Here is a 14,083-nt window from a genome sequence, read left to right on the forward strand (position 1 = left end):
GGCGGGGGCGGTGCACGCCGCGGACGTCGCCGTCCTGGCCGCGGTCGCCGACCGGTCCGACCTGGCGTCTGTCCTGCTCGAACGGTACCGGGCGGCGTGGGCGGAGCTCGGCGCGAGCGCCGAGCCGGTCGCCCGGGCGGTGTGCACCTGGCTGGAGGCGAGGCGGGACATGACCGGGGCGGCCGGACGCCTGTTCGTGCACCCCAACACGGTGCGGAACCGGGTCCGGCGCTTCACCGAGGTCACCGGGATCGACACGTCCGACACGTTCGGCGCCGTCAACGCCTGGTGGCTCTGCCGCGCCTGGCTCACCTCCGGGTGACCCCCGGCGGCCCACCGGGGCGGGTCAGCCGTCGGCGGGGTTGAGCGTCTCGGCCTCCTTCTTGATGCGGGTGGCGGCCGGGGAGCCCGCCGCGTCGAGTTCGTGGGCCAGTTCCTCCAGCTCCCTGCCCCCGGCCATGAGGCCGGTCAGCTCGTCGCGGGTGATCTCGTCCTTGGTGTGGTAGCCGATGCTCTGACCCCGGTTGAGGATCAGGAAGCGGTCCCCCACCGGGTAGGCGTGGTGCGGGTTGTGGGTGATGAAGACGACCGCGAGGCCACGCTCCCGGGCCTGGACGATGTAGCGGAGCACGACGCCGGCCTGCTTGACGCCGAGGGCCGCGGTGGGCTCGTCCAGGACGAGGGCCTTCGCACCGAAGTAGACGGCGCGGGCGATCGCCACGCACTGGCGCTCGCCGCCGGACAGGGTGCCGATGGGCTGGTCGACGTCGCGCAGGTCGATGCCCATCGCGGCCATCTCGGCGTGGGTGGTGGACCGCATGAACGCGACGTCCATGCGGCCGAAGCCCTTGCGCTTCTCCGAGCCGAGGAAGAAGTTGCGCCAGACCGGCATGAGCGGGACGACCGCGAGGTCCTGGTAGACGGTCGCGATGCCGCGGTCGAGGGCGTCCCGGGGCGAGTCGAACACGACCTGCTCGCCCTGCACCTCGTAAGTGCCGGTGTCGTGGCGGTGCAGCCCGGCGACGACCTTGATGAGCGTGGACTTGCCCGCCCCGTTGTCGCCGAGGACGCACGTCACCTCCCCCTCGGACGCCTCCAGGCTCACGTCCCGCAGCGCGATGACGTTGCCGTAGCTCTTCCCGACGCCGCTGAGCCTGAGCAGCGGCGCGTCCTTCCCGCCGGTCATGGCGTCCGCTCCACTCTGCGCCGGACGATCAGGTTCACCACGGTGGCGATGAGCAGCATCGCGCCGAGGAAGAACCGGAACCAGTCCGGGTTCCACTCGGCGTACACGATGCCCTTGTTCGTCATGCCGAAGATGAACGCGCCGATCGCCGCGCCGATCGCCGACCCGTAGCCGCCGGTCAGCAGGCATCCGCCGATGACCGCGCAGATGATGTACAGGAACTCGTTGCCGACGCCCTCGCCGGACTGGATGGTCGCGAACGCGAACACCAGGTGCATCCCGGAGAACCAGGCGCAGAACGCCACGCCCATGAACAGGCCGATCTTCACGCGGGCGACGGGGACGCCGACCGCGCGGGCGCTGGCGGCCGAGCCGCCCACCGCGAAGATCCAGTTGCCGGTGCGGGTGCGCAGCAGGATCCAGGTCGCGATGGCCACGAACAGCAGCCACCACAGCACCGTGATCTTGACGCGGAGGCCGAGCACGTCCAGGTCGGAGGCGAAGACCGCGCGGGCCGCGTCGAAGCCGTCCATGTCGCGGACGGAGTCGCTGGCGACGTTGCCGGTGAGGGCCTTGGTCACGCCGAGGTTCAGGCCCGCCAGCATGAAGAACATGGCGAGCGTGATGATGAAGCTCGGCAGCCTCGTCCAGACGTAGAGCAGGCCGTTGACCATCCCGAGGGCCAGCGTCAGCACGAGCGAGATCGCGACGCCCGCCCACACGTTCAGCGTGAACTGGTAGGCGGTCAGCGCGGCGATCAGCGCCGAGGACGTCACCATCACCCCGGCGGACAGGTCGAACTCGCCGCCGATCATCAGCAGCGACACCCCGACCGCCATGATCCCGAACGTGGAGCTGGCGTACAGCACGGTCGAGAACGAGCCGGCGCGCAGGAAGGCGTCCGCGACGACGGAGAAGAACACGAACAGCGCGACCGCGCCGAGGAGCGCGCCGAGCTCCGGCCGGCCCAGCAGCCGCCGCAGCGGCGACTGCCGGGCCAGCCGCTCGTCGGAGCCCCGGCCGGCCACCGGCGGTTCGGCGACCGCGTTGGTCACCGCGTCCCCCGGTTGGCGAACTCCTCCAGCTCGGCGGCGTTGTCCTTGGTGACGATCGCCGGGCCGGTCAGGACGGGGCGGCCGCCGCCGAGGACGTTGCCGTTGCGCTTCAGCAGCCACAGCGCCTCGACGGCCTCGTAGCCCTGCAGGTACGGCTGCTGGTCGACGGCGAACTCGATGTCGCCGGCCTTGAGCAGGGCGATGAGGTCCTTGTTGAGGTCGAACGTGCCGATCCGCGCCTCGCTGCCGGCCTCCTTCACCGAGTCGACGGCGGTGGCGGCGAACGGCGCGCCCAGCGTCAGGATCCCGTCGATGCCCTTGTCGGACTGGAGCTTGGCGGTGATGGACGACTTGACGTCCGGCATGTTCGAGCCCTGGACGAACAGGTTCTCCAGGTCGCCGTCGAACGTCTTGCGCGCCCCGTCGCAGCGGGCCTCCAGGCCCACGTTGCCCTGCTCGTGGATCACGCACAGCGCCTTCTTGGCGCCGATCTCGCCCAGTTCGGTGCCGGCGGCCTCACCCGCGATCGACTCGTCCTGGCCGAAGTGCGCGAGGGCGCCGAGCCCCGCCGACTCCTCCTGGCCGGAGTTGATCGACACGACCGGGATGTTCGCGGCGGCGGCGCGCGCGAGGACGTCCTTCATCGCGTCGGGCTTGGCGAGGGTGACGATGATGCCGTCGACCTTCTTGTCGATCGCGGCCTGGACCAGCTGGGCCTGCTTGCCGCCGTCGGGGTCCGCGGAGTACAGGAACTCGACGTCGTCCTTGTCGGCGGCGGCCTGCGCGCCCTTCTGGACGATGTCCCAGAAGGTGTCACCGGGGGCGGAGTGCGTCACCATCGCGATCTCCAGCCGGGGGCCCTCGCCCCCGGTGTCCTCCTCGGCCTCCTTGCCGCCCGAGCCGCTGCAGGCGCTCAGCGCCAGCACGCCGGCGGCCAGAACCGCGAGTCCCTTGGCCGACCCGCGCGAGAAAACGCCTCTCATCGGAATGTGCTCTCCGTTTCTCCCCGAGTGGTCAGTGAGAGGAGTTGATCACAGATGGTGGCGCCGTGCGCGCCGATCCCCCTCATAACGGGCACGAGCCTCCCTGGTGGAGTCCAGCGCCGCCACCTCCGCGACCGGGACGTCCCACCATGCCGCACTGTCGGGGGTGCCTGCCAAGGGGTCCGTCTCAATGTGGATAACCGTGGTCCGGTCGGCCTTGACCGCCTCGCCGAGCGCGTCGCGCAGCTCGCCGGCGGTGGCCGCGCGGAGCACGCCCGCGCCGAGGCTGGCGGCGTTGGCGGCCAGGTCGACGGGGAGCGGGTCGCCGTCGAGGCCGGTGGCGGTGCGGACGCGGTGGCGGGTGCCGAACCGCTCCGCGCCGACCGACTCCGAGAGGTTCCCGATCGAGGCGAACCCGTGGTTCTGGACGAGGACGACGATCAGCTTGACGCCCTCGGCGACGGCCGTGGCCAGCTCCTGCGCCATCATCAGGTACGAGCCGTCGCCGACGAGGACGAAGACCTCGCGGTCCGGGGCGGCCATCTTCACGCCGAGGCCGCCGGCGATCTCGTAGCCCATACAGGAGTAGCCGTACTCGACGTGGTAGCCCTTGGGGTCCGCGACCCGCCAGAGCTTGTGCAGGTCGCCCGGCATGGACCCGGCCGCGCAGACGACGATGTCCCGGGGGCCGCTGACCTCGTTGACGGCGCCGATCACCTCCGCCTGGGCGGGCGGTTCCCCGTTCCGGGACGCGCAGGCCAGGTCGACCTGGGCGTTCCAGTCGGCCGTCAGAGCCCTGGCCCGATCCCGGTGGGCATCCGGGACGCAGTAACCGTTGATCGCGGCGTGCAGCGCCCGGATGCCTTCCTTCGCGTCCGCGACGACGGCGGTGCCCGCGAGCTTGGCGGCGTCGAACCTGGCGACGTTGACGTTGACGAACCGCACGTCCGGGTCGGCGAAGAGGCTGCGGGACGCGGTCGTGAAGTCGCTGTAGCGGGTGCCGATGCCGAGAACGACGTCGGCCTCGCGGGCGAGCGCGTTGGCCGCGGTGGTGCCCGTCGCGCCTATGGCCCCCACGGAGCAGGGGTGGTCCCAAGGCAGGGCGCCCTTGCCCGCCTGGGTCTCGGCCACGGGGATGCCGGTATGCTCGGCGAACGCCCGAAGCTCGTCTGTGGCGCGCGAGTAGATGACGCCGCCACCGGCCACGATGAGGGGGCGCTCGGCCGACCGCAGGATCGCGGACGCCTCGTCCAGCGCGGCGGGTTCGGGCAGGGGCCGAGGGATCCGCCACACACGGCGGGTGAACAGCTCCTCGGGCCAGTCATGGGCTTCGGCTTGGACGTCCTGTGGCAGAGCCAGCGTGACCGCACCTGTCTCGGCCGGATCGGTGAGCACGCGCATCGCCGCCATCAGCGCACTGGGGAGCTGCTCCGGACGGTTGATGCGGTCCCAGTACTTCGAGACGGGCTTGAAGCAGTCGTTGACCGAGACGTCGTACGACCGGGCGTCCTCAAGCTCCTGCAACACCGGGTTGGCCGGACGCGTGGCGAATACGTCACCCGGCAGGAGCAGCACGGGCAGCCGGTTGATGGTGGCGAGGGCCGCGCCGGTCACCATGTTGGTCGCCCCAGGACCGATGGACGACGTGCAGGCGAAGGTGGAGAGCCGGTCGCTCATCCGGGCGTAGCCGGAGGCGGTGTGCACCATGGCCTGTTCGTTGCGGGCCATGTAGTAGGGGAAGTCCTCGGCATGCTCCAGCAGCGCCTGCTCCAGGAGCGCCTGGCCGACACCCGCGACGTTGCCGTGGCCGAAGATGCCGAAGCAGCCCGCGAAGAAGCGCCGCTCTTCCCCGTCCCGCTCGCTGTACTGCGCCGCCAGGAACCGGACGAGGGCCTGCCCCACCGTGAGCCTCATGGCCGTCCCTCCGCCGAGGTCAGCGGAAGCCGCGGGTCGAGCGGCCGCCCCGGCCAGGTGTCGCGGATCCACGCGTGCGCGGGGTCGTCGCAGATGCGCCAGGCACGCTCCGGCGACGGCCCGGCCATCACGTTCAGGTAGTACAGATCGTGCCCCGGCGGCGCCATGGACGGCCCGTGCCAGCCGTGCGGGATCAGGACCGCGTCGCCGCTGCGAACCTCCGCCAGCACGTCGATCGGGCGTCCGGGCGCCCCGTAGACGCGCTGGTACGCCATGCCCTCGCGGGCGACCTCGAAGTAGTAGATCTCCTCCAGGACGGCCTCGTCCGGGGTCTCCTCGTCGTGCTTGTGCGGCGGGTAGGACGACCAGCAGCCGCCCGGCGTCAGCACCTCGCACGCGATCAGCTTCTCGGCGAACGGGAAGCCCTCCGGGGTGCCGAAGTTGTTGACCTGGCGGCTCGCCGCCCCCGCCCCGCGCAGCTCGACCGGGACGTCCCGGGCGGGCCCGTAGCGCGGCGCGAGCCGGGCCTCGCAGCGCGCCCCGGCCAGCGCGAACCTGCCGCGCCCGCGCACCGTGACCCGCGCGTCCCGCGGGACGTAGGCGAAGTCGCTGACGCGGCTGAACACGTCGTCGCGGCCGATCAGCTCGAACCGCTCGCCGTCGCACTCCACCGTGCAGGACCCGGCGAGCGGCAGCACGATCGTCTCGAACTCGCCGGTCGGGAACTCGTGGGAGCCGCCGTCCGGCAGGTCGAGGACGCGCAGCGCCGAGTGCGCCCACCCGGCCGACTCGGGGGTCACGACGAGCCCGTACGGCGCCTCGGCGGCCGTTCCCGCGGGAAGGTGGTACTTCATCGCCGCTCCTCCAGCAGTTCCGCGACCTCGGCCGCGGCGGGCATCGCGGCGGAGCAGGCGATGCGGGACGCGACGATCGCGCCCGCCGCGCCCGCGAACTCGATCGTCCGCCGCAGGTCCCATCCGGCGAGGAGGCCGTGGCAGACGGCGCCGCCGAACGCGTCGCCCGCGCCGAGCCCGTTCACGACGTCGACCTTGACCGGCGGGACCTCCACGACCTCGCCGGCGCTCGCCGCGAGGACGCCGTCCGGCCCCATCTTCACGATGGCGAGGCCGGGCCCGCGGTCCAGGATCGCCTGGGCCGCGGCGCGCGGCTCCCGCTCCCCCACCGCGACCTCGCACTCCTCCAGGTTCCCGATCGCCACGGATGCGCGTTCCAAGGCGAGCCCTGCCCAATGCGGGGCTTCGGTGGGGTCGGCCCACAGCATCGGCCGGTAATCCAGGTCGATGACGGTCTGCCCGGGGTGTTCGCCAAGCGCGGTCAGTGTCGCCTCACGGCTGGGCTCCTGCGACAGGCCGGTGACGGTGGCCCATACGATGCGCGCTTCTCGGATCGCCTCTAGGTCGAGCTCGTCTGCACGGATCTCCAGATCCGGGGCTTTGGGGTAGCGGTAGAAGTACAGGGGGAAGTCGTCCGGCGGGAAGATCTCGCAGAACGCCAGCGGGGTCGGAAGCCCGGGGACGGCCGTGACGAACCGGTCGTCGACCCCGTACTCCTTGAGCGCCTTGTGGATGAACCGTCCGAACGGGTCGTCCCCCGTACGGGTGATGACGGCGGCGCTTCGTCCGTACTTGGCAGCGGCCACGGCGACGTTGGTCGGGCTCCCACCGAGATACCGGCCGAACGACTCAACATCCTCTAGCGGCACGCCCACCTGGGCCGGGTAGACGTCCACGCTCACCCGGCCCATCGTGATGAGGTCGAAGGTCACCGGACCACCCCCGCGAGGAAGTCGAGGCTCCTGCGGACGTCCTCGTACGGTCCGCCGCCCTCTGCGGGCTCTTCGGTCAGGACGGTGTCCTGTTCCATGACGTACCAGCCTTCATAACCGGCCCCCTCCAGAGTGTGGACGATCCCGGGGATGTCAATGTCGCCGTCCCCGAGTGGCCGGTACAGACCGTCGCGGACGGCGTCCGTGTAACCGACGTCCCCGTTGAGCACGCGGTCGGCGAGCCCTGCGTCCACATCCTTCAGGTGGACGTGCGTTATGCGCCGCGTAGCGAAGCGCGCCAGCCACTCCGGGTCGGTGCCGCCGACGAGCAGGTGGCCCGTGTCCAGGCACAGGGGGACGCTGCTCTCGCCAAGCACCCGTTCCACGTCCGCCCGCGACTCCACCATCGTCCCGACGTGCGGGTGCAGGGTGACGGCACGGTCGCGCGCGGCGGCGCGCAGGGTGATGGCGTCGAGGTTGGTCAGCAACGTCGACCATGCCTTGGTGTCCAGGACAGGCCGCTCGTCGTAGCCGTCCAGCCCGGTGGCGGCGGCCAAAATGAGCACGCTGCCGACCCGATCCAGGGCGCGGTCGATGTCGGGCATGGGGTCGTACGCCGGATCGTGCAGGACCACCGGGACGAAGGCTCCGACGAGACCCAGCCCATAGGACGCCAGCAGCTCGTCCCTCCCCGCCTTGTCACCGGGCAGGAAACCGTCCGGCCCGAGTTCCGTCGCCGCGAGGCCGAGGTCGCGCATCTCGGCGAGGACCCGTCCGGGCTCCATCTGGTGGCCCCAGCCGGGGACCTCGCACACGCCCCAGGAGATCGGCGCCGCCGCGACCCTCATCGCCGCACCTCCTCGGTCCCGACGATCCGCCCCTCCCGCAGGGACAGCTCGCACGCCTCGGCGAGGTAGAAGGCCTCCAGTGCCTCCTCGGGCGGGCACGGGTTGGCGCGGCGGCCGGCGACCACGTCCACGAAGGCGCGCAGCTCGGCGTCGTAGGCGTCGGCGAAGCGCTCCATGAAGCCGCCGTAGGCGCGTCTCGGCGCCCCGCCCGGCCCCCCGTCCCGCGCGGCGTCCGGCTCCCCGTCCCGCTCGGGCAGCGCGGTCACGGGCGTCCGGTCGTCCATGCCCGTGACGATGCTGTCCTTGGACCCGAACAGTTCCAGCCTGGAGTCGTACCCGGCGGCGTTGTAGCGGGTGGCGGACACCTGCCCGAGCGTCCCGTCGTCCAGGACGAGCAGCGCGGAACCGGTGTCGACGTCGCCGCACTCGCGGAAGAAGTCGTCGCCCCGGTTGGCGCCCGCGGCCATCACCCGGACGACCTCGCGCCCCGTGACGAACCGGATGAGGTCCAGGTCGTGGATGACGCAGTCGCGGAACAGCCCGCCGGAGGTCGGGACGTACCCGGCGGGCGGCGGCGCGGGGTCGAAGCTGCACGAGCGGACGGTGTGCAGCCAGCCGAGCCGCCCCGACGCCAGGGCCTCGCGCGCCGCGGCGTTCCCGCTGTCGAACCGGCGCTGGAACCCGACCTGCACCGGGACCTCGGCGGTGGCCGCCGCGGCGACTGTTTGGAACGTTCCATCAAGATCCGCGGCGAGCGGCTTCTCGCAGAACACCGGTATCCGCGCGGCGACGGCCCGCTCCACCAGGCCGGCGTGCGCGTCGGTGGCCGCCGCGACGACCAGGCCGTCCAGTCCGGCGGAGAACAGGTCCGCGACCGCGTCCCGCGCCACGACGCGCGACGTGCGGGGCAGCCGGGCCGCGAGATCGCGGGCCCGGCCGGGATCCGCGTCCGCGACATGGAGATCGTCCACCTCGGGCAGTGCACACAGGGCGGCGGCGTGGCGCGCACCGATGCGCCCCGCGCCGGCCAGTCCGATCTTCATCGATCCCTCCCGGTCGGCGGTCAGGTGAGTCACGAGTGTGATGGAGCGTTCCAGGAGCGTCAACGGCCGGTTGCGCGCGTTCCCGGTATTGGAGATGTCCGAAACCGGGGCGGTTACTCTTGGCCGGCCACGCGCGGGAACTGCCGCCGCGAGGCGCCGGGACTGTCGTCCGGGGCGGACCAAGCGCTAGGTTGTGGCGCATGCGGGTCCTCGTCACCGGCGCCTCCGGGTTCGTCGGCTCCTACACTGTGCGCGCACTCCTCGCCGCCGGGCACCGGCCACGCGCGCTGGTCCGCGACCCCGGCAAGGCGACGAAGGTCCTCCAGACCATCGGAGTCGCGGCCGAGGACGTGGAACTCGTCCCCGGCGACATGCTCGACGCCGACGCCGTGGCCGAGGCGCTCGACGGCTGCGACGCCGCGATCCACGCCGCCGCCGCCATCGGCGTGACCGGCGGCCCCGCGGGCGGCAAGGCGGGCGGCGTCGTCGAGGTCAACGTCCAGGGCACGCGCAACGTGGTGGGCGGGGCCGTCGCCCGCGGCCTGGACCCGGTGATCCACGTGTCGACCATCGGGGTCTTCGTCCCGCCGTCCGCCCCGGTCATCACCGCGAACGGCGCCCTCGCGAGCCCCCGCACCGACTACGGGAAGTCCAAACTCGCCGCCGAGGAGTACGTGCGCGGCCTCCAGTCGGACGGCGCCCCGGTCACGATCGTGTACCCGGGCGGCGTGTGCGGCCCCGACCAGCCGGTGCTGGACGCGCTGCTGGAGGGCCTCGCCGCCGCGCTCGGCAAGGTGTGGCCGCTTCCGGGCGGCGGCGTGTCGGTCATCGACGTCCGCGACCTGGGCGAGGCGTTGGCACGTTCCGTCGAGGCCCGCCAGGGACCGAGCCGCTGGGTCCTGGGCGGCCACTACCTCACGTGGCCGCAGTACGCGGACCTCTGCGACCGGCTCACCGGCGTGCGGTGCCGGCGCGTCCGCGTCCCGAGCCGCCTCATGCTCGGGCTCGGCTCGGCGCTGGACGCGGCCAAGCGCGTGCGCCATTTCGAGTACCCGCTCACCCGGGACGCGGCCGAGTTCATGGTCACGCTCGTGCCCACCGACGACCGCCCCGCACTGGACGCACTGAACCTCACTCTGCGTCCCATCGAGGAGACGGTCGCCGACGCGCTGCGCTGGCTGGCCGAGACCGGCCACCTCAGTCCCCGGCGGGCCGGGCGGCTCGCCCCCAAGGAGCAACCGATGCCGACACTCGTCCAGCGCACGCTCGGCCCCGCCTTCCAGCGGATCTCCGGCGCCCCGTGGTTCTCCAAGGTGGGGCCGAAGGTCGTCCCGCCCGTCGACCGGGCGCTGCACAAGGCCACCGGCGGGCGCCTGCTGCTCGGCCAGCTCCTCGTCCCCAGCCTCGTGCTGACGACGACCGGCGCGGTCAGCGGCCTCCCCCGCCGGACGCCGCTCGCGTGCCTCCCGGACGACGGCGGCGGCTTCTTCGTCGTCGGCTCCAATTTCGGCCGCGAGAAACATCCCGCCTGGACCGGCAACCTCCTCAAGAACCCGGAGGCGGAGGTCAGTTTCCAGGGCCGCACCGTCCCCGTCACCGCCCACCTCCTGGACGACGCCGAACGCAAGGAGATCTGGCCCCGGCTCATCCAGGTGTGGCCCGTCTACGACCGCTACGTCGAACGCACCGACCGCCAGCTGAGGATCTTCCGCCTCACGCCCAAGCCCGGCGGCTGACGCCCCTGCGTCAGGAGCCGCGGACGGTCCTGGACAGGCGGCGGCCCAGGAGGAGGTAGGCGATGACGACGCCGGTGACGTTGAGGATGACGTCGTCGATGTCGAAGGCGCGGCCCACGACCAGCAGGCCCTGGACCGCCTCGATGACCAGGGAGAGCATGCTGGCCACTATGGCCAAGCGGATGGGGCCGCGGAGGGTCGTCCAGACGATGGGGAGCAGCACACCCAGGGGCGCAAGGAGCGCGAGGTTGCCGCCCACTTGGAGGACGGCCTCCTTGATGGGCCGATCCATATAGAAGCGGAGCGAGCGGCCAGGGTCGGTGTTGCCGCCCGCCTGGCCGTTGTCCTGGACGGGTGTCAGCGTCAGCTTGAACGCGAAGTAGAAGAAAACGCCAAGCGCGCCCAACGCGATCGCCACGGCGACAACGCGCAGGGCGATGATGTACCAGGGGACCTTCTTGCCCGGCGCCGCGGGCTGCCACATCTCCACCAACACGCGCCGCATCTCCCCGTTCCGCCATCAGCCATGCACGGCCCGGCGATTCGGCGTGACCGAAAACCGGATTGGCGCCGAAAAGCCCGCGCCGGGCGAAACCCGGCGCGGGCTTACCGCAGGCTCACTGGACTCAGACCGTCACCGGCGTGGTGGCGGGCTCCAGAGCCAGGTCGAGCACCTCGCGGACGTCGCTCACGGCGAAGACCGTCAGCTTGTCCAGCACCTCGGCCGGGACCTCCTCCAGGTCCGGCTCGTTGCGCTTCGGCACGATCGCGGTGGTGATGCCGAGCCGGGACGCGGCCAGCAGCTTCTGCTTCAGGCCGCCGATCGGCAGCACCCGGCCGGTGAGCGACACCTCGCCGGTCATCGCCACGTCCGGGCGGACCGGCCGCCCCGACAGCAGCGACGCCAGCGCCGTCGTCATCGTGATGCCGGCGCTCGGGCCGTCCTTCGGGATCGCGCCGGCGGGCACGTGGACGTGCACGCCGCGGTCCTTCAGGTCGCCGACCGGGAGCTCCAGCTCCGCCCCGCGCGAGCGCAGGTAGCTCAGCGCGATCCGCGCCGACTCCTTCATGACGTCGCCGAGCTGCCCGGTGAGCGTCACGCCGGTGTCGCCGGTCTCCTTGTCGGCCAGCGACGCCTCGATGTAGAGGACGTCGCCGCCCGCGCCGGTGACCGCCAGGCCCGTCGCGACGCCGGGCACGCCGGTCCGCCGCTCGTTGCGGCTCAGCTCGACCTCCGGCGTGAACCTGGGCCGTCCCAGGTACTCCTTCAAGTCGTCCGCGCCGATCGAGACCGGCAGCCGCGCCTTCTCCAGCGCCACGTTCGCGGCGACCTTCCGCAGCACCCGCGCGATCGACCGGTCCAGCGACCGGACGCCCGCCTCACGGGTGTACTCGGACGCCAGCAGCCGCAGCGCGTCGTCGCCGAACGCCACCTCGGACGCCTCCAGCCCGGCCTTGTCGAGCTGGCGCGGCAGCAGGTGGTCCCGCGCGATGGTGACCTTCTCGTGCTCGGTGTAGCCGTCCAGCTCCACCAGCTCCATCCGGTCGAGCAGCGGCGCGGGGATCGCCTCCACCACGTTCGCCGTCGCGAGGAACAGCACGTCGCTCAGGTCGAGCTCCACCTCCAGGTAGTGGTCCCGGAAGGTGTGGTTCTGCTCGGGGTCCAGGACCTCCAGCAGCGCCGCCGTCGGGTCGCCCCGGTAGTCGGCGCCGACCTTGTCGATCTCGTCCAGCAGGACGACCGGGTTCATCGAACCCGCCTCCCGGATGGCGCGGACGATCCGTCCCGGAAGCGCCCCCACGTAGGTACGGCGGTGACCGCGGATCTCGGCCTCGTCCCTGACTCCACCCAGGGCGACCCTGACGAACTTGCGTCCCATGGACCGTGCGACCGATTCGCCGAGGGACGTCTTACCGACGCCAGGAGGGCCGGTGAGCGCCAGGACCGCGCCGCTCCTGCGTCCGCCCACGACGCCGAGGCCCCGGTCCTCACGCCGCTTGCGCACGGCCAGGTACTCGATGATGCGCTCCTTGACGTCGTCGAGGCCCGCGTGGTCGGCGTCCAGGATCTCCCGGGCGCTCGCGATGTCGTAGGCGTCCTCGGTGCGGTCGTTCCACGGGATGTCCAGCACCGTGTCGAGCCAGGTGCGGATCCAGCCGCCCTCGGGCGAGGCGTCGGACGACCGCTCCAGCTTGTCGACCTCCTTCAGCGCGGCCTCGCGCACCTTCTCGGGCAGGTCCGCGGCCTCGATCCGGGCCCGGTAGTCGTCCTCCTCGTCGGCGGGGTCGCCGTTCAGCTCGGCCAGCTCCTTGCGGATGGCCTCCTGCTGCTGCCGCAGCAGGAACTCGCGCTGCGTCTTCTCCATGCCCTCCTGGACGTCCTTGCGGATCGTCTCCGCCACGTCCAGCTCGGCCAGATGGTCGCGCGCCCACCCGATCACCAGGTTGAGCCGCTCCACCACGTCCGGCGTCTCCAGGACCTCGATCTTCTGCTCGACGGTCAGGTACGGCGCGTAACCGGCGTTGTCGGCCAGCATGGACGGGTCGTCGATCTGCTGCACCACGTCCACGACCTGCCAGGCGCCCCGCTTCTGCAGGATCGCGCCGACCAGGCTCTTGTACTCCTTCGCCAGTTCCTGCGCGCGCCCGGACGGCGGCGGCGTGTCGATCACGGTGCCCTCGACCCACAGCGCCGCGCCCGGCCCGGTCGTCCCGGTCCCGATCCGCACCCGCTGCACGCCCCGGACGACCGCCCCCGGCACGCCGCCGGGCAGCCGCCCCTCCTGCTCGATCACGCCGAGCGTCCCGATGCCGGCGTACTGCCCGTTCAGCCTGGGGACCAGCAGCACCCGCGGCTTGCCCACCGACCGGATGCCCGGTCCCTGGGACCGGCCGGCGGCCCGCGCGGCCTCGATGGCCGCCCGCACCTCACCGCTGTCGGACAGGTCCAGCGGCACCACCATGCCCGGCAGAACGGCCCCGTCGTCCAGAGGCAGCACCGGCAGCGTCAGGGTCTCGCTCATGCTCAGCTCCAAGTCGTATGTCGGCACCCAACACAAGTTGAGTCATAGACACTCAAGATTCCGGAGCACCATTTTGTTTCCTGCACAACGTTCGCCCACAGCGATCACCCCCGGCGGCCCCGCGCGCTCGCGCGCGGGGGCCGGGCAATGCGGAGGCAAAGGACGGTTCGCGATCTTGATTCTTTGCGCGGGGGGCGGTTTACGCGCGCATGACGCCGGGGTACCTAACGCAACGAGATCGTGACAGAGAGTGAACGACTGACTCTCGGGGCGGCAAAGCCCCAGGTCGGAAAAGGGGAGGGGCCGGATGCACCGCACAGAGCGTGAGATCTTCCCGGTCCCCGCCCCGCGAGGCCCGGTCCGTGCGGCCGAGGGCGATCGCGGCACCGTCGACCGCGGCCGGCACCGTCCCCCAACGGGTGCCGCGGCGAGGGGGCCGGGCGGTACACCTCGGGTCCTCGGCCGCAACGGACCGGCCGGACACGCCGGCCACCCCCGGACCCCGGCGC

12 protein-coding genes are annotated in these 14,083 nt (G+C 72.0%); 2 read left to right on the plus strand and 10 right to left on the minus strand.

Features of this window, described 5'->3' with window-relative positions:
• Nucleotides 1-322 (plus strand): helix-turn-helix domain-containing protein (locus tag E1266_RS28010; protein WP_132052059.1); only part of this gene is annotated, 322 nt, incomplete at its 5' end.
• Nucleotides 323-346: 24 nt separating this feature from the next.
• Here E1266_RS28010 and E1266_RS28015 read toward each other — a convergent pair.
• From E1266_RS28015 to E1266_RS28050, 8 genes are read right to left on the minus strand one after another with little or no spacing between them, the layout of a single operon-like run.
• Nucleotides 347-1,186: an ATP-binding cassette domain-containing protein gene (locus E1266_RS28015; protein ID WP_132052061.1), complete on the minus strand. Its 840-nt coding sequence runs from the start codon at nt 1,184-1,186 to the stop codon at nt 347-349.
• Nucleotides 1,183-2,241 carry an ABC transporter permease gene (locus E1266_RS28020; protein ID WP_132052063.1) on the minus strand — a complete coding sequence of 353 codons (1,059 nt, stop codon included), beginning with the start codon at nt 2,239-2,241 and terminating at the stop codon, nt 1,183-1,185. The genes E1266_RS28015 and E1266_RS28020 overlap by 4 nt, the downstream gene beginning before the upstream one ends.
• Nucleotides 2,238-3,224 carry a sugar ABC transporter substrate-binding protein gene (locus E1266_RS28025; protein WP_132052065.1) on the minus strand — a complete coding sequence of 329 codons (987 nt, stop codon included), beginning with the start codon at nt 3,222-3,224 and terminating at the stop codon, nt 2,238-2,240. Before E1266_RS28025 ends, E1266_RS28020 begins: the two co-directional genes overlap by 4 nt.
• Nucleotides 3,225-3,272: 48 nt before the next feature.
• Nucleotides 3,273-5,138, minus strand: a complete 1,866-nt coding sequence (gene iolD, locus E1266_RS28030; protein ID WP_132052067.1) for a 3D-(3,5/4)-trihydroxycyclohexane-1,2-dione acylhydrolase (decyclizing) — start codon at nt 5,136-5,138, stop codon at nt 3,273-3,275.
• Entirely contained in the window at nt 5,135-5,992 is an 858-nt protein-coding gene (gene iolB, locus E1266_RS28035; RefSeq protein WP_132052069.1) for a 5-deoxy-glucuronate isomerase, read from the minus strand. The genes iolD and iolB overlap by 4 nt, the downstream gene beginning before the upstream one ends.
• Entirely contained in the window at nt 5,989-6,924 is a 936-nt protein-coding gene (gene iolC, locus E1266_RS28040; protein ID WP_279436352.1) for a 5-dehydro-2-deoxygluconokinase, read from the minus strand. The genes iolB and iolC overlap by 4 nt, the downstream gene beginning before the upstream one ends.
• Complete coding sequence (locus E1266_RS28045; protein WP_132052071.1) at nt 6,921-7,772, minus strand: TIM barrel protein; 852 nt, start codon at nt 7,770-7,772, stop codon at nt 6,921-6,923. Before E1266_RS28045 ends, iolC begins: the two co-directional genes overlap by 4 nt.
• Nucleotides 7,769-8,815: a Gfo/Idh/MocA family oxidoreductase gene (locus E1266_RS28050; protein WP_132052073.1), complete on the minus strand. Its 1,047-nt coding sequence runs from the start codon at nt 8,813-8,815 to the stop codon at nt 7,769-7,771. The genes E1266_RS28045 and E1266_RS28050 overlap by 4 nt, the downstream gene beginning before the upstream one ends.
• A gap of 200 nt (nt 8,816-9,015) precedes the next feature.
• On the opposite strand from E1266_RS28050, the gene E1266_RS28055 reads away from it, so the two are divergent.
• A complete protein-coding gene (locus E1266_RS28055; RefSeq protein ID WP_132052075.1) occupies nt 9,016-10,551 on the plus strand; it encodes a nitroreductase/quinone reductase family protein in 1,536 nt (511 codons plus the stop codon).
• Between the two features lie 10 nt (nt 10,552-10,561).
• On the opposite strand, the gene E1266_RS28060 is transcribed toward E1266_RS28055, so the two are convergent.
• A complete protein-coding gene (locus E1266_RS28060) occupies nt 10,562-11,047 on the minus strand; it encodes a VanZ family protein (protein ID WP_243718964.1) in 486 nt (161 codons plus the stop codon).
• A 130-nt stretch (nt 11,048-11,177) separates the two neighbouring features.
• Nucleotides 11,178-13,574, minus strand: a complete 2,397-nt coding sequence (lon, locus tag E1266_RS28065; protein ID WP_132052079.1) for an endopeptidase La — start codon at nt 13,572-13,574, stop codon at nt 11,178-11,180.
• Between the last annotated feature and the right edge of the window lie 509 nt (nt 13,575-14,083).

The sequence above is a fragment of the Actinomadura sp. 7K534 genome (assembly GCF_004348575.1).
In the GTDB taxonomy this organism is placed as follows: domain Bacteria; phylum Actinomycetota; class Actinomycetes; order Streptosporangiales; family Streptosporangiaceae; genus Spirillospora; species Spirillospora livida.